We start from the raw sequence: 15,286 nt of genomic DNA on the forward strand, positions 1-15,286 counted from the left end.
TATCGCGTTGAGGAGGCGCATCTTACGCTCCTCACTTCGAAAGTCAAGCGGTTGTTTTCGCTTTTCTTTCGGCGCTGACTTCCTAAGGAAGCTAGCTCATCAGGTTGGCGTGGTCCGCCGTGCTGGTAGGGGCGCATTATAGGGAGGCCGGTTACGATGACAAGGGATTTTTTGAAGAAAGTCACGGAAACTTCAAATTATCCAGTTAGAAACAACTTACCCAGTGTATATATACAATGTTATCCACAAGCTGATGATTTCAGCCCTCTTTTATTGGCATTTATCAGGATCTTCCTGGCTGAAGGAATGCCATACTGAAGCGGATAATTTGCCTCTAGTGGTCCATGGTAGCGTCTGGTCGTAAAGCTGGTTACCATGAAGGTGAATAGAGTGTTGCACCTTTTTTGCTTTCATTTACAAAAGGTCTTTAAAGATGAATTTATCCAAGTTTCCCGTTTATGTGCAGGCAGCAGTTCTTGCTCTGGTATTGGCGCTGCTCGGCTATCTGGTTGCCCAGGCCCTGCAGTTCTCTCTGAAAGTCGAAGTCATTTTTGCCGCCGGTCTGGCCATTGGCGGTTTCGTGGTACCGCTCTTCCTTAACCGTGCGCCTGCCACCGCCCTCGAACAGGCAACCAGCCAGGAGACCTGTACCTTATATGTAGGCAACCTGCCCTATCGCGCCAACGAGATTGCGGTGCGCGAACTCTTTGCCGAGCAAGGTCAGGTACTGTCAGTTCGTCTGATGAAGGACAAGGCCACCGGCAAACGCAGGGGCTTCGGGTTTGTGGAGATGCCTGTCGCCGATGCGGCCAAGGCCATCGCCGCGCTCAATGACAAGGAGTATCAGCAGCGCACCCTGAAAGTGCGTGAAGCAAATGACAAGCGGGACCGGGATGAGAAGGACGTCAACGACGTCGACGCCTGATATTCAGTACACCACTTCTTCGAGTGACGACAGCCCCCAAGCTTGCAAGGGGGCTGTCAGTTTCTGGGCCCCTGCATCCAGTCGCGTGCAGTAGGCACGCCCCGTCCCCTCGCCAGGCGCCTGGACCGACAGTGTCGCCAGCAGATGCGCCACCCGCCTTGCCACGGCAAGACCCGAATCGACCAGTTGGCATTCCGGCATCAGCTGTTTGATCTCTTCGTTGAGCAACGGGAAGTGGGTACATCCCAGCACCAGGGTATCCGGCCTCTCCTCCCCTTCCATCCAGTCTGCGAGCACCTCTCTGAGCAGGGCCATATTGACCGGCAACCCCGCCAGCTTGCGCTCGGCTTCGATAACCAGTTCGGTGGCCCCCTTCAGCAGCACATGCTTGCCCGGGGCGAACTGGGCGATGAGTTCATGGGTATAGTCACGGCTGACGGTGCCGGGCGTTGCCAGCAGACCGATGTAGCCGTTACGGGTCAGGGCGGCGGCAGGCTTGATCGCGGGGACCACGCCGACCACGGGAATGCTGAGTGCGGTACGCAGGGATGGCAGGGCAATGGTGCTGGCGGTATTGCAGGCGATCACCACCAGATCGATGGCGTGCTCGGCCACCATGTGGCTGACCAAGCCGGTGCAGGCAGAAATCAGCTCTGGTTCGCTCAACTCGCCATAGGGGAAGTGGGCGTTGTCGAAGCAGTAGAAATAGTTGTGTGCCGGCAGGGTGCGACGGATCTCCCCATAGACGGTCAAGCCGCCCATACCGGAGTCGAACACGAGAATATTGGCCACCAGAGCTCCCCCTTGGATGCGAGGCGGCGATCATACTCCCGCCAACGGCCAATAGAAAAGGCCCCGTACAAGACGGGGCCTCGCTTTTTCCTCTCTATATAAGTAGAGCAGCGGATCAGAGACGGTAGTCGGCGGTCAGCTTGAACTCGGTGCCCGGTGAGGCATAGCCATAGGCCGGAACATAGTCACGATCGAACAGGTTGTCGATGCGTCCTCCCAGGGTCAGCTGTGGCAGCACTTCGTAGCTGGCCCCCAGATTGACCAGGGTGTAGGAGCCCAGCACCACTCGCTCAGCCGGGAAGCTGCTGAAGTTCTTGTCATCCCGTTTGCCCACGTAGAGCAACTCGGTAGACAGATCGACCGGGCCCAGCTGCGCCTGGGTCAACCAGCTCGCCTTCTGCTTGGCACGGCGCAGCAACTGCTGGTCCCCCTCGTTCTTGTCTTCGGTCTTGGTGTAATCGAAGCTCAGATCGTGATGAAGCGGGCCGGTTTCCAGCCCAAGGGCCACTTCCACACCCCGGATCTCGGCATCCGTGTTACCCGGTTTGCAGGTGGAGAATGCACTCTGGCAGGAGATCAGGTTCTCGATCTCGTTGCGATAGAGGTTCACTGACCAGTCCCAGGCGGTGTAACGGCCGGAGAAGTCCAGCTCCAGGTTCTTGCTCTCTTCCGGCTTCAGATCCGGGTTCTCATAACCTGGGTAATAGAGGTCGAGGAAAGTCGGTGCCTTGAAGGCCGTGCCATAACTCAACCGGATGTTGTGGTTCTCATTAATGTCCAGCCCTGCTGCCGCAGACCAGGTGTTGTTGCGGCCATATTGATCGTTGTCATCGGTACGACCGGACAACTCACCCAGCAGCGCCTGCCAGCGGTAGCTCGCCACGGCGAACAGGCCCGTGTTGTCGCGATCTGGCGCATTGAACGACTGACCATAGCTGCGGGAATCTGACTTCATCTGTTCCTGCTGCCAGTCGGCACCACCGGTCAGGGACAAACCTTCCACACCGCTCCAGTTGTTGATCCAGGAGAAACGGGTCAGACCGGTGTGGATGGGCTCGGCACTGGACTCCCCATTGCTCTCCCACCAGCTCTTCAGCTTGTTCTCGCCGTAGCTGGCTTCCAGCCGGCTGCTCAGGGCGCCGCTCTGATACTTGAGACCGCCATCGTACTGGAAAGCCTGCACCCGGCTCTGATCCGACGACATATAGGGGTCGTCCATCTCGGTCTGGTTGTCATAGCCCTGGGCGTTGAAATCGGCGCTCCAGGCGTCGTTGAACGCGTGGTTCAGCCCGAACTGGCCGTTCAGGCTGTCAAAACCGTCCCTATCCGGCTGCTGGGCACCGGCGACCACGTCGAAGCCATCGGTGCGCTCATAGCCCACCAGCAGGTTCATGTCGGTCTGCTCGCCCAAGGCCTGCACTGTACGCACCTGACCCTGGCCGTAGCCATGGCTGCCCACGCCGCCCTTCAGGTGGGTTTCGCTGCCGTTCTTGGCCGAGGTCTTGGAGATGAGGTTGATAACACCACCAATGGCATTGGCACCATAGACGGCGGCGCGCGGACCGCGGATGTATTCGATGCGCTCGATATTGTCGAGGGGGATCTGGCTCAGATCCGGTGTGCCGGCCACCATGGCGGCAACGGGACGACCATTCATCAGCACCAGGGAGTGGTTGGAGTTGGTGCCACGGATAAACAGACTGCTGACATGACCGCGGCCACCCAGCGTCGTGATCTGTACCCCTGGCAGGGTCTTCAGCAGATCCGGCAGGCTCTGCACCTGGCGAGCCTCGATCTCGGCGCGCTCTATCACCATGACGGGGGCGAGCACGGTGCTGGCAGGTTGTTCCACCCGGTTGGCGGTCACCACCATGGTGGGATTGACGGGGATGGTCAGTTGTTGGGCAAAGGCTGCCGTTGGCAACAGGGCAGCCGCCAATAATGTCTTGGACATGAGAGATCCTTAAGTTCGCGTAAGCATCTACTTCGTGGCCGGTTTCTCTCGGCCCGAAATACGAACTTTGGCAGGTCTTCGGGCTTGGGGGCTGATGGCCTACGGCGACGGCTTCCCACCTGACGGCAGTGCCCTGATGTCGCTTCGTTCCCCCTTACCGCTGCGCGCCAGCTCCGGATTCTCACCGGATTCCCTTTTAAGCATGATGCGCCAAAGCGGGGGGATTATAGGCAGAGCCGTCTTGGATGTATAGCCATCCAGATTTCTATTTTTTATTTTCCAGTGCCGCCAATCGCTGGCTGGCCCCCTCCATCACCGCCTTCACGCCGGGGTGGGAGAGATGACGGCCGGCCGAGACCAGATAGTAGGAGAGGGTGACCTCGGGCAGGGTGGCAATCCGTTCGACACCATAGACGCGGGTTATCTCCTCCCCCATGGCGAGCGGAGCCGGAAAGATCCCCATCCCCGCCTTGCCAAACGACTTCATCAGGGCAGAGTCATCGAACTGGCCGACCAGGTGGGGATGGATACCCTGCTGGTGATACCAGACCAGCAAGCGATCATGAGTCACCGACTTTTCACCCGGGATCAGCACGGGCAACCCCTCCAGCGCGGCGGGAAACCCCTTGCGGGCCTGCGCCGCCAGCGCCGGGCTGGCAAACAGGGCCAGCGGGCTGCGCCCCAGCTCGTGGTTATAGCCGCGGATGCCGCTGTCGGGGGGCAGCGGGCGGTCGGTTAGCACCATGTCCAATTTGTGTCTGGCCAGCTCGCTGAAGAGCTGGTCGGGCCGCTCCTCATGGCAGATCAGCCGAAGCGGGGTCGCCAGTGCCATGGCCGGCGCCAGCAGTTCGAATGCCAGGGTACGGGGGACTGACGCGGTAATCCCCACCTGCATGGTCAGCTCCTGGCTGGCGTGGCGCAAGGAGTGCTCCAGCTCGGCGCCGAGCGAGAAGATGGCCCCGGCCTGTTCGAGCGCCTGGCGACCGGCCGCCGTCAGCACGAGCCGCCTGCCCACCCTGTTGAACAGCGCCACGCCGAGGGATTGCTCCAGCTCGGCCACCTGGCCGCTGATGGTCTGCGGGGTCAGATGAAGTTGCTGCGCCGCCCGCGTCACGCCACCGCTGCGGGCCACATGCCAGAAGTAGTAGAGCTGCTTGTAGTTGAGCATCGGACCCCTTATCAGTTTTTACCGAACAACCATCAATCAAAATCTGATTTTATCGAAGCATCATGCACTCTAGCATGCAACCACCCTGTGGACTGCTCCCGCGAGTCATCATGTTGGATGTTGTTGTTCTCTTTTTCCTGTTTGGCCTGCTGGCCGGTTTGATACGTTCCGAGCTCAAACTACCACCCGCCCTCTACGATACTCTCTCCCTCTTTTTGCTGCTGGCTATCGGCCTCAAGGGCGGCGTCGGGCTGGCCCAGCAATCCCTGCTCCCCCTGCTGCCCCAGCTGGCGCTGGTGATCCTGCTCGGCGTGGTGCAGACCCTGCTCGGTTTTGCCCTGCTGCGCATCAAGATGAACCGGATCGATGCCGCCGCCACCGCCGCCCACTACGGTTCGGTCAGCGTGGCCACCTTCGCGGTCGGGGTGAACTGGCTCACCGAGCGCGGCATCGACTTCGAATCCCAGCTCTCCATCTTCCTGGCAGTGATGGAGATCCCGGCCATCCTGGTCGGCATAGTGCTGGCGCGTGGTGTGAGTCGCCAGACCCGCTGGCGGATGCTGGCCCACGAGACTTTCCTCGGCAAGGGGGTCACCCTGCTGCTCGGCGGCATGGCCATCGGCTACCTGGCCGGACCGGAAGGGGTCGCTCCCCTCAAACCGCTCTTTGTCGACCTGTTCAAGGGAGCGCTGGCCCTGTTCCTGCTGGAAATGGGCCTCATTGTCGCGCGCCAGTGCCAGGACCTGCGCCGTCACGGTCTGTTCCTGCTCGGCTTCGCTCTGCTGATGCCGCTCGCTTCGGCCGGACTGGGATTGGCCGTCGGCAAGCTGATGGGGCTCTCCCTCGGCGGATTGACCCTGCTTGCCATCCTGGCCGCCAGCGCTTCTTATATTGCCGTACCCGCCACCCTGCGCATCGCCCTGCCCCAGGCCAATCCCGGACTGTCGCTGAGCGCCGTGCTGGGGGTCACCTTCCCGTTCAACATCATGCTGGGGATCCCGCTCTACCACAGCTGGGCCCGCCACTTCATGGAGTAGCCATATGCAGACCGAGACCCGCACCCTGTTGACCATAGTGACAGAGGCCACCCTGGAACCCACCCTGCTGCGCACCCTGACCCGAGAAGGGTTGCGCGGCTATACCATCACCGATGCCCGGGGCCGGGGAGACCATGGCGAACGCAACGCCAGCTGGAGTGAAAGCGGCAATATCAGGCTGGAGGCGATCTGCACTCGCGAGCAGGCCGAACGATTGATGGAACATATTAAGATCCGTTACTACCCCGATTACGCTATGATTGCGTTCCTGCAAACGGTCGAAATAGTGCGACCCGAGAAATTCTGAGCCGGCATGCCGGCTTGTTTTGCCAACCAGAGACAAACGTTTGACTGCAAGGAGTAGTAATGAGCACCCCTCCCCTGATCGGCCTGGTAATGGGCTCCGACTCTGACTGGCCCGTGATGCAGGCCGCCGCCCGCATCCTCAAGGAGCACGGCGTGCCCTATGAAGCGCGCGTCGTATCCGCCCATCGCACCCCGGATCTCCTGTTTGAATATGCCGCCAGTGCGCGCGAACGCGGCCTGCGCGCCATCATCGCCGGTGCCGGCGGTGCCGCCCATCTGCCGGGCATGCTGGCCGCCAAGACCACGATCCCGGTGCTGGGCGTGCCGATCCCGACCCGCCAGCTCAAGGGGATGGACTCCCTGCTCTCCATCGTGCAGATGCCCAAGGGCGTACCGGTCGCCACCTTCGCCATCGGCGAGGCGGGTGCCGCCAACGCCGGCCTGTTTGCAGTGTCCCTGCTCTCCGTCGCTCAGGACGGCGACGCTCCCCGTTATCATCAGCAGCTCGACGGCTTCCGCGCCAAGGAGCGCGATCGGGTGCTGGCCCTCACCCTGGAGGAGCCGGCATGATACTGCCTCCCGCTACCCTCGGCATGCTCGGCGGCGGCCAGCTCGGCCGCTATTTCGTGATGTCTGCCCACCGCCTCGGCTATCAGGTCATCGTGCTGGATCCGGATCCCGCCAGCATCGCCGGCGCCGCCGCCGACGATCAGATCATCGCAGCCTATGACGACGCCGATGCCCTGGCCGAACTGGCCCGCCGATGTGATGCCATCACCTGCGAGTTCGAGAACGTGCCCGCCACCTCCCTGGCCCTGCTGGAGCAGCACAAGCCGGTGCGCCCGGCCGCGAGCGCGGTGCGCGTCTGTCAGGATCGCCGTGAAGAGAAGGCCTTCCTGGCCCGTGCCGACGTACCCGTCGCGCCGAACCTGACCCTGCTGCCCCACGAGCCGCTGCCGGCCCTGTCGGACGACCTCTTCCCCACCATCCTCAAGACCGCCCGCGAGGGTTATGACGGCAAGGGGCAGTGGACCATTCACCAGGCCAGCGAGCTGCCGGCGGCTCTGGCCGCCAGCGGCGTACCCTGCGTGCTGGAAAAACGCCTGCCACTGGAAGGGGAGTTTGCCCTGACGCTGGCGCGCAGCCCAAGCGGTGCCATCAGCGCCCTGCCCCTGGTGCAGAACTGGCACAGCGGCGGCATCCTGGATCAGACCCGCTCCCCGGCCAACGTGCCCGCCCTGGAGGCCGAGGCCCAGCGCATCGCCGAGCACATCATCGCCGCCCTCGACTACGTGGGCGTGCTGACGGTGGAGTTCTTCCTGGTCGGCGGCCAGCTGCTGGTCAACGAGATGGCCCCCCGCCCCCACAATTCGGGTCATCCCAGCATCGACAACGCCGGCTGCAGCCAGTTTGAGCTGCAGGTACGCGCCCTGTGCGATCTGCCCCTGCCGGCAAAAGCCGAGGTGCAACCCGCCATCCTGCTCAACCTGCTCGGTGATCTGTGGCAAGACGGCACCCCGGACTGGGCCGGTGCCCTGGCCCTGCCCGGGGTGCACCTTCACCTCTATGGCAAGGGCGAAGCCCGCCCCGGCCGCAAGATGGGCCACGTCACCGTCACTGACCGCGACTGGGCGGCGGTCGAGGCCACCGCGCACCAGCTGCGTGCCCTGCTGGGTCTGCCTCCGCGCTGAGTCCACCCCTTGACATGCAAAGACCCGGGCCAAGGCCCGGGTCTTTTTTTATGACTTGAGAAGCGAGAGGGGTCAGGCCCTGTCGACAGCCGCAACGGGAGCCGGCAGGCGGATGGTGAGGGAGAGCACCAGGGCCACCACCAGCAACACCAGAATGAGGTTGAAGGTCGCCATGAAGCCGCCGAACAGGGAGGCCACGATGGAGCCGATGATGCTGCCCAGACCAAAGCCCAGATAGATGACGCCGTAGTTCTTGGTCAGGTTGTTGAGGCCGAAGAAGTCGCTCACCAGCGAGGGGTAGACGGTGATCGTACCGCCGAAGCTGAACGCCACACAGGCCACTGCCACGAAGAAGAGGTTGGCATTGAGCGGCACGAACAGCAGCAGCGCCATGCCCGCCAGGGTAATCAACTGGGCGATGGTGATGACCCGGATACGGGACATCTTGTCGGAGAGGATGCCCAGCACCAGCCGGCCGCCCAGGTTGGCCATGGCGATGATGGCGACGGCGTTGGCGGCGACCACGGCCGGCAAGCCCACCATCTTCTCGCCGATGTCCTTGGCTACGCCGATGACGTAGAGACCGCTCATGCAGGCGGTGAGGAACATCAGCGCCAGCATCCAGTACTGCGGCTTGCGCATCGCCTCGGCCAGGGTGAAGTCGCGATTCTCGCTCTGCTGCACGGCGGAGGCCTGCTGGGGCGCATCCTTCATCAGCATGCCACCCACCAGCACCATGGACATGGCGATCAGCCCCCACAGCTGGAAGGTGGTCTCAAGGCCATTGCTGGAGAGCAGCAGCAGGTTGATGTACTTGAAACCCAGGCTGCCGAGGCCATAAGCACCGATGGAGCAGGCGGAGATGAGCCCCTTGCGCTCCGGGAACCACTTCACACAGTTGGAGAGGGTCATCAGGTAGCCGGTACCGTCGGCAAAACCGACCAGGATGCCGGCGCAGAGGTAGAGCATCGCCAGGTTGCTGGCATGAGCGGTGAGGAAGAAGCCGATGCCGAGCAGCACGCCGGCGCCCAGGGTGACATTGCGCACCCCGAACCGCTCCTGCAGCTTGCCCGCCAGGGAGGAGGCCACCGCCAGGGAGAGGCTGAGCAGGCCGAAAGCGAAGGCGACCTGGCTGACCGGTTCGTCCAGCTTGTCGGAAAGCTGGGCGTTGAACAGGCTCCAGGTGTACACGGATCCCAGCGCGAACTGGGTGATGATGGTCCCCAACAGGGTGAGGTAGCGGGTGCGATTCAGATCGATGGTCATGATGCGTCTCGAGGAATGGCCTTAAGGAAACTGGGGCCACTATAGGCAAGACGCCACTCCCGCCGACCGATTAAGGCATGAAATGCAGATCGGCGGGAATGAATGACAATCAGAGCCGCATCAGCTGACGGAATGCCTTGATGTTGCTGCGGCTGACCGGCACCTCGAACGGCAGGTCATGGAGCCGGATGAGATAGGTGCTGTTGAACCAGGGCACTATCTCGCGGATCTTGTTGATGTTGACGCAGTAGGAGCGGTGGCAACGAAAGAACCCCTCGGCAGGCAACCGACTGACGAACTCGCTGAGGGTCATGGTCATCACGTAGCGATCGGTACGGGTGTAGACATGGGTCAGCTTCTCGTCGGCTTCCGCGTAGTAGATCTGCTCGCAGGGGGTGACGATGATGCGCTCCCCCTTCACCAGATTGACGGTGCGGTTCTGTGGCAACCCGGACTCCGCACCCTGGGGCTGGGACTTGCCCGCCAGTTCGAGCTTCTGCAGCAGATTGATGAGACGCGGCTCGTTGTAGGGCTTGAGGATGTAGTCGAACGCCTCCAGCTCGAACGCCTCCACCGCAAATTCCTTGTAGGCGGTGACGAAGACAATGTGGGGCGGATGGCTCGACTTGTGCAGGTTCTTGGCCAGCAGCAGGCCGTCGATGGAAGGGATCTGGATATCCAGAAACACCACATCCACCTCGTGATCCTGCAGGTATTTGAACGCCTCCAGCCCATCCTCGAAGCTCGCCACTATCTCGATCTGGCTGTGCTGATTCACCAGATAGATCAACTCCTCGCGGGCCAGATACTCATCTTCCACAATGATCGCTTTCAACATGACATTGCCCCCTGAAGGAGCACAGGAGAAGCAAGCTCCTCACGAATCAAACATTCGTCTTCCACAATGATCGCTTTCAGCATGACAACACCTCTCGCGGCACACACTTATCCTCAACCATGATGGCACTCAGCATGGCATCGACTCCTGATCCGGCAGATAGAAACTCACTTCAGTACCCGGTTCCAGCCGCTTGAGATGCAGGCCATCGCCATAGAGCAGCTTGACCCGCTGATGCACGTTCATCAGGCCGATGCTGCGGCTCTCCACCCGACCGGCGGCCACCCCGTCGATCACCGCCTGACTGATGCCGTAACCGGTGTCTCGTACCGATACCCGGATGCCGCCCGCCAGCTGTTTCACCTCGATAGTGACCCGACCCGGCGCGCTGCGGGGCTGGATGCCGTGCAGGATGGCGTTTTCCACCAGCGGCTGCAACAACAGGCTCGGCACCTGAATGTGCACATCGTCCACCTCGAACACCACCTCCAGCTTGTCGCCAAAGCGGGCCTGCTCGATGGCCACGTAGTCGCGCACCTGCTGCAGCTCCTCCTGAATGTCGATGAGTTCATCCCCCTTGTTGAGGTTGTAGCGCAGGTAATCCGCCAGATTGGCGATCAGCTGGCGCGCCTGCTGGGGCCGGATGCGGATCAGCGACGAGATGGCGTTGAGGGCATTGAACAGGAAGTGCGGGTTGATCTTGCTCTGCAGCGCGGTGAACTCCGCCTTTCGGGTCATCTCCTTGAGCTGCTCGATGCGCGACACCTCCATCTGGGTGGAGATGAGCTGGGAGAGGCCCACCGCCATCTCCCGCAGGGAGCTGGTGATGCTGTGGGTGCGGCGGTAGTAGATCTTGAGGGTGCCACTCACCGAGCCGTTTTCCCGCAGCGGAATAATGATGACCGAGTGGAAATCGGAGAGGTGATACTGGCGCAGATCGTTGTTGATGATGATCTGGTCGAGCAGCACCGCCTGCTGGGTCATGCCGCTGATGGCGTGGTGCTCATCCAGCTCGTAATAGTCCTTGCCCACCCCGACATAGGCCAGCACGTCATGGGTATCTGTGATGGCCACCGCATCGGCGCTGATGTCGCGCCGGATCACATCGCACACCTGACTGAGGGAGTGGCGATCGATGTTCTGGAAGAAAGGCAGCGTCTTGTTAGCGATATCGAGCGCCAGCTTGGCCTGCTTGGCGGCAATCAACTCCTTCTCGTCATCCAGATCCTGCACCAGCTTGATGATAAGGCCGATGCAGAGCGCCCCGGCGATCATCGGATAGGCGATGTGGTTAACGATCTCCACCCCGACTTCGTGGGGCTCGGTCAGCAGCCAGATCAGCAGCATGGTCAGCCCTTCGCACAGCATCCCCGCCAGAATACCGTAGAGCCAGAGCCGCGACTTGCGGCAGCGCAGGTGCAACCAGGTGGCGAGCAGACCGGCGATGATGCTGGCAATCAGGCAAGGGATGGAGGTGTGACCATCCATGTCGATGAGGTAGCGGTGCAGGCCTGAGATAACCCCGGCCGGAATGCCGACCCAGGGGCCGAACAGGATGCCGCCGGAGATGATGGCGATGATCCGCACGTTGATCAGCGCCCCCTCAACCGGAATACCGGTGTAGGTGCTGAACACCGCAAACAGACAGAAGATGGAGGCCACCAGCACCAGCTCGGCCGGGGTGTGGTCACGCTTCTGGAACAATCGCTGAAACGGCCGGGTGCGGGTGAGAAGAAAGAGCGTCATCAGCATCAGCGCCGCCCGCTCAAACACCGCCAACAACATCATCTGATTTTCGAGCATGGCTCTCCTCCGTCAATGGCATGGCGCCAGGGGGCGGATCATACCCCTTATCTGCCGCCGACTCATGGGCGAATCCGGGGAGAGCTGTTCAGCTTTCGGGGAAAGCGCCGATAAGAGGAGGCCCTCGCCAAGGAGGGCCCAGTCCGACAAAGGAGATAACTATGTTTCAAAAAAGCATGGTGCTGGCAGTGATGATCGGTTGCAGCAGCGCCGCCGTTCACGCCAATACGCAGGTGAGCCAGCTGAACTGGCAGGCCACCGCCAGCAAAGAGACCAACATGGAAGTAGCGCTTACCCACCCAGGCCTCCAGGCCATCAATTCGGATCCTGCACAGGCTCCCGTCCAGATCCTGGCAGCAGACCTGAGCCACCCGGATTTCAACACCACCTATCGTTTGCAAGCCCGCGCACTCTACGGCTCCCTGCCACAGCAGGATGATCTCCGGATCACGCTGGCGCTCAACGGACAACCCCTCGAAGCAAGCCGCACCCTCCCCCTGGCGCAGGCGACCCGCTATTACCTCAGCTATCAGGCCCCGTCAGCCAGACCGGACCAGGTGGGCGAAGCCGCCTATGAGTTGATGGTGTACTGGCTGGGCTGACCACAGGAGCCGAAGGCATGTTCCCATGCCTTCATTCCTCCCCTTCCTTCACCTGCAGTTGGGTCGCCGCCAGCCGAACGACCTCGTACTCTTGCTGCAAACGGGCCAGCGCCTCGGGCAGCCTGGCCTGATCGAGCTCCCAGGATTCTATTTCGCTGCAGGTCGCCACCAGTTTCAGCGTGCCCATGATCCTGGCGCCCCCTTTCAGGCGATGTATGCGGTCGATGAACTGGCCGACATGCCCCTCCTCCGCGGCCCGTTGCAATCCCGCGATATCGTCGTCACTGGCCCGCACGAACTCGGCCAGCAGAGGCACCATCAGGGTCGACTGGTGTGCGGTCAGCGGCCCCAGATACCGCCGGATCTCCTCCATGCAGACGACCATGTCACTCTGCTCTTCCCGCTGCATGTGCCGACGCAGGCAGTGATCGAGCGCCTCCAGCCCGACGGGCTTGAACAGACAGTCATCCATCCCTGCCGCCTGCCCTTCATTGATCTGCTCCTGCCGCGCATCGGCCGTCAGCCCGAGGATCACGGTGCGTCGCCAGCCGTGCAGCCGCTCCAGCTCCCGGCATTGGCGAACCAGCTCGAAGCCGTTCATGCCGGGCATGTTGAAGTCGGTCATGATGACATCCACCCTGGCTTCGATCAGCCGCCGCAGCGCCTCTTCTCCCGACTCGACGGCCGTGGCGTCATGACCCAGATAAGCCAGTTGCTGGCTGACCAGCAACCGGTTGGCTGGATGATCGTCCACGACCATGATCTTCAGTCGCCGCACCGGCTCCACCGCCAGCTCCTGTGCAGGCGTAGCGGGCATCGCCACGGCATCGGCCACCGGCAGCTTGATCTCGATACTGACCCTAGTCCCCTGCCCGGGCGCACTCTCCAGTTGCAGGGAGCCGCCCATCATCTCGCACAGGGAGCGGGAGATCATCAAACCCAGCCCAGTACCCGACTGCTGGATTCTCTCGGGTTGGCTGGCCTGGCTGAAGGGCTCGAACAGCCTGGCCTGCTCGGCCTGATCGATGCCGATGCCGGTATCCAGGATGGTTAGCTGCACGGTACACCAGCCATCGCTGACCCGGGAGGCCAGCGTCACCGTGACCGACCCGCGATCGGTGTACTTGATGGCGTTGCTGATCAGGTTGGAGACGACCTGCTTGTAACAGAGGCCATCGACCTGCACCCAGGACGGATCGCCCGTGACGAGCTCCAGCCGCAGGTTTTTCTGCCTCGCCAGCGCAGTGAATACGGTGACGACCGACGCTGTCAGGGTCACGATGTCATGGGGTTCGGGGGCCAGTTCGAACCGGCCAGACTCGATCTTGGAAATATCCAGGATGTCGCCGATGAGGCTCAGCAGATCGCTGGCCGAGCCATGGGCAATGGCGAGGGAGGCCTGATCCTCCTCGTGCAGCCGACCCCGCTTGAGCGCCAATTCCAGCAAGCCGATGATGGCATTCATGGGGGTACGGATCTCGTGGCTCATGGTCGCGAGGAAGGTGCTCTTGGCACGGTTTGCCTCCTGGGCCTCCTGGCTGGCCACCGCCAGCTCATCGAGCAGGCGTACCCGTTCGCTGACGTCGATCCAGCCCCCCACCCCCCCCTGCACATTGCCGTCCAGATCGTAGTAAGGCTGAACCCAGTGATAGACGTCGACCCCGCCCGTCGGCAGGCCCAGACGGTGATCCCCCTCCTGGGCGCGACGGCTGTCACAGGAAAGCACCAGATCCCCGTGCAGGGGAGCAAGAAAAGGCCAGCGCGTTCGCGCGTCGTCCAGGCCCGTGCCGAGCAGACCGACCTTGGGCTCGCCAAGGAAGCTGGCATAGCTGCTGTTGCACAGCACCAGGATCCCGTTCAGATCCCGCGCATAGATGGGGTGAGGTGTCCCGTCCACCAGATCGGCGATGAACTTGAGCTGGGTGCTCAGCGCCCCCTCCACCAGCCGCCGCTCGCGGATCTGCTTGCGCAGGGACAGGCCCCACAGGCCAACCCAGAGGGTCAACAGCAGGATCAAGGCGATAAAGACCCCGAACTCCTGAATCAACTCCTGCCAGGAGACACTCTCCTGTTTGACATTGACCCGCCAGCGGTTGGAGAGTCCTTCCAGCTCATCCGGCGGAATGATGGCAATCACCTTGTCCAGAATGTCCCGTAGTACGGGATGCGCGGGGGTGACCGCAAACGCGGCACCGATGGGGATGGAATCGAACAGCTCTCCCGTGATGAGCAGGCTGTCGGGGAATTTGCTGTTGACGTAGTACTTGGCCACCCGCAGCGGCAGTATGGTCACATCGCACACTTCCATCGCCACACAACGCATGGCGTCTTCAATCGTATCGAACTGCCGCGACGTCAGCTTGCCGTATTCCGCCTCGATGGCCTGGGTCGAGATAAAGCCCCTGACCATGGCCACGGTGCCGGTCTTGAGCAGCGATGCAGGGGGGACCTCCCGGTGGCGCAGCCCCACCACATAGGAGAGGGGATCGAGGACAAAGGCCCGGCTGAACAGATAGCGGTTCCTGCGCTCGGCAGAGGGGCTCAACACTCCCGCATCCACCTGGCCACTATCCAGCAACTGGGTCATCTGCTCCGGTGTCTTGGCAGGCACCACCTCGAGCTCCACCCCCAGCTTGGCTCGCATGACCTGCAGCAGATCGGCGACCACGCCGTGCATGGTACCGGTGACGTCATAGAAACTGAGGGGCGGGATGCCGCTGTTCACCGCAATCCGGATCTTCTCCCGTTTGCTCAGCCATTCCCATTGCTCGCGGCTCAGGTCGATCCTGCTGGCACCGATGGAGAGGCCCCCCCCATTCCAGCGCTTGGGAAGGTGCGAATAAGCGGGGAAATTCTTCTCGGCTGACTCAGTCATTTCATTTTTTCAGTTTGAGCCGATCTTTT

The 15,286-nt window shown here is 61.8% G+C and carries 13 protein-coding genes and 1 riboswitch; of the genes, 6 read left to right on the plus strand and 7 right to left on the minus strand.

The window, feature by feature from the left end:
• Positions 1 to 433 precede the first annotated feature (433 nt).
• Positions 434 to 925: an RNA recognition motif domain-containing protein gene (locus PG896_RS18515; RefSeq protein ID WP_029313407.1), complete on the plus strand. Its 492-nt coding sequence runs from the start codon at positions 434 to 436 to the stop codon at positions 923 to 925.
• A 3-nt stretch (positions 926 to 928) separates the two neighbouring features.
• On the opposite strand, the gene murI is transcribed toward PG896_RS18515, so the two are convergent.
• The 3 genes from murI to PG896_RS18530 form a co-directional block, all read right to left on the minus strand.
• Entirely contained in the window at positions 929 to 1,717 is a 789-nt protein-coding gene (gene murI, locus PG896_RS18520) for a glutamate racemase (protein ID WP_270836054.1), read from the minus strand.
• Between the two features lie 115 nt (positions 1,718 to 1,832).
• A complete protein-coding gene (locus PG896_RS18525) occupies positions 1,833 to 3,671 on the minus strand; it encodes a TonB-dependent receptor domain-containing protein (protein WP_270836055.1) in 1,839 nt (612 codons plus the stop codon).
• Between the two features lie 52 nt (positions 3,672 to 3,723).
• Positions 3,724 to 3,901, minus strand: a riboswitch (cobalamin riboswitch).
• Positions 3,902 to 3,936: 35 nt separating this feature from the next.
• Entirely contained in the window at positions 3,937 to 4,839 is a 903-nt protein-coding gene (locus tag PG896_RS18530; RefSeq protein WP_113979230.1) for a LysR family transcriptional regulator, read from the minus strand.
• Positions 4,840 to 4,949: 110 nt separating this feature from the next.
• On the opposite strand from PG896_RS18530, the gene PG896_RS18535 reads away from it, so the two are divergent.
• From PG896_RS18535 to PG896_RS18550, 4 genes are read left to right on the plus strand one after another with little or no spacing between them, the layout of a single operon-like run.
• A complete protein-coding gene (locus PG896_RS18535; RefSeq protein ID WP_113979229.1) occupies positions 4,950 to 5,876 on the plus strand; it encodes a sodium-dependent bicarbonate transport family permease in 927 nt (308 codons plus the stop codon).
• 4 nt (positions 5,877 to 5,880) lie between these two features.
• Positions 5,881 to 6,183, plus strand: coding sequence for a P-II family nitrogen regulator (locus PG896_RS18540; RefSeq protein WP_026456329.1), 303 nt, complete (start codon positions 5,881 to 5,883; stop codon positions 6,181 to 6,183).
• Positions 6,184 to 6,242: 59 nt separating this feature from the next.
• Positions 6,243 to 6,752 (plus strand): 5-(carboxyamino)imidazole ribonucleotide mutase, encoded by a 510-nt coding sequence (gene purE / locus PG896_RS18545; protein WP_042026785.1) that lies wholly within the window; start codon positions 6,243 to 6,245, stop codon positions 6,750 to 6,752.
• Complete coding sequence (locus PG896_RS18550) at positions 6,749 to 7,873, plus strand: 5-(carboxyamino)imidazole ribonucleotide synthase (RefSeq protein WP_109422473.1); 1,125 nt, start codon at positions 6,749 to 6,751, stop codon at positions 7,871 to 7,873. The genes purE and PG896_RS18550 overlap by 4 nt, the downstream gene beginning before the upstream one ends.
• A 72-nt stretch (positions 7,874 to 7,945) precedes the next feature.
• On the opposite strand, the gene PG896_RS18555 is transcribed toward PG896_RS18550, so the two are convergent.
• The 3 genes from PG896_RS18555 to PG896_RS18565 all read right to left on the minus strand — a co-directional run bounded on the left by PG896_RS18555 (position 7,946) and on the right by PG896_RS18565 (position 11,780).
• Positions 7,946 to 9,139, minus strand: a complete 1,194-nt coding sequence (locus tag PG896_RS18555) for an L-lactate MFS transporter (RefSeq protein WP_069651565.1) — start codon at positions 9,137 to 9,139, stop codon at positions 7,946 to 7,948.
• 109 nt (positions 9,140 to 9,248) lie between these two features.
• A complete protein-coding gene (locus tag PG896_RS18560; RefSeq protein WP_270836056.1) occupies positions 9,249 to 9,977 on the minus strand; it encodes a LytR/AlgR family response regulator transcription factor in 729 nt (242 codons plus the stop codon).
• Between the two features lie 129 nt (positions 9,978 to 10,106).
• Complete coding sequence (locus PG896_RS18565; RefSeq protein ID WP_270836057.1) at positions 10,107 to 11,780, minus strand: sensor histidine kinase; 1,674 nt, start codon at positions 11,778 to 11,780, stop codon at positions 10,107 to 10,109.
• A gap of 161 nt (positions 11,781 to 11,941) precedes the next feature.
• Between PG896_RS18565 and PG896_RS18570 the strand changes: the two genes are divergently transcribed.
• On the plus strand, positions 11,942 to 12,382 hold the full coding sequence (locus PG896_RS18570; protein WP_201872960.1) for a hypothetical protein: 441 nt from the start codon (positions 11,942 to 11,944) through the stop codon (positions 12,380 to 12,382).
• A 31-nt stretch (positions 12,383 to 12,413) separates the two neighbouring features.
• Here the strand turns inward: PG896_RS18570 and PG896_RS18575 are convergent, their stop codons facing one another.
• Positions 12,414 to 15,257 carry an ATP-binding protein gene (locus tag PG896_RS18575; RefSeq protein WP_270836058.1) on the minus strand — a complete coding sequence of 948 codons (2,844 nt, stop codon included), beginning with the start codon at positions 15,255 to 15,257 and terminating at the stop codon, positions 12,414 to 12,416.
• Positions 15,258 to 15,286: the final 29 nt, after the last annotated feature.

It is taken from the genome of Aeromonas sp. QDB30 (assembly GCF_027707645.1).
GTDB lineage: Bacteria > Pseudomonadota > Gammaproteobacteria > Enterobacterales > Aeromonadaceae > Aeromonas > Aeromonas caviae.

Excerpts from the sequence above, each read along its gene's own strand:
- PG896_RS18530 (WP_113979230.1), bottom strand. The coding sequence starts at position 4,839 with ATGCTCAACTACAAGCAGCTCTACTACTTCTGGCATGTGGCCCGCAGC.
- PG896_RS18535 (WP_113979229.1), top strand. The coding sequence starts at position 4,950 with ATGTTGGATGTTGTTGTTCTCTTTTTCCTGTTTGGCCTGCTGGCCGGT.
- PG896_RS18570 (WP_201872960.1), top strand. The coding sequence starts at position 11,942 with ATGTTTCAAAAAAGCATGGTGCTGGCAGTGATGATCGGTTGCAGCAGC.
- PG896_RS18540 (WP_026456329.1), top strand. The coding sequence starts at position 5,881 with ATGCAGACCGAGACCCGCACCCTGTTGACCATAGTGACAGAGGCCACC.
- PG896_RS18550 (WP_109422473.1), top strand. The coding sequence starts at position 6,749 with ATGATACTGCCTCCCGCTACCCTCGGCATGCTCGGCGGCGGCCAGCTC.
- PG896_RS18575 (WP_270836058.1), bottom strand. The coding sequence starts at position 15,257 with ATGACTGAGTCAGCCGAGAAGAATTTCCCCGCTTATTCGCACCTTCCC.
- PG896_RS18515 (WP_029313407.1), top strand. The coding sequence starts at position 434 with ATGAATTTATCCAAGTTTCCCGTTTATGTGCAGGCAGCAGTTCTTGCT.
- purE (WP_042026785.1), top strand. The coding sequence starts at position 6,243 with ATGAGCACCCCTCCCCTGATCGGCCTGGTAATGGGCTCCGACTCTGAC.
- PG896_RS18555 (WP_069651565.1), bottom strand. The coding sequence starts at position 9,139 with ATGACCATCGATCTGAATCGCACCCGCTACCTCACCCTGTTGGGGACC.
- PG896_RS18560 (WP_270836056.1), bottom strand. The coding sequence starts at position 9,977 with ATGTTGAAAGCGATCATTGTGGAAGATGAGTATCTGGCCCGCGAGGAG.
- PG896_RS18525 (WP_270836055.1), bottom strand. The coding sequence starts at position 3,671 with ATGTCCAAGACATTATTGGCGGCTGCCCTGTTGCCAACGGCAGCCTTT.
- PG896_RS18565 (WP_270836057.1), bottom strand. The coding sequence starts at position 11,780 with ATGCTCGAAAATCAGATGATGTTGTTGGCGGTGTTTGAGCGGGCGGCG.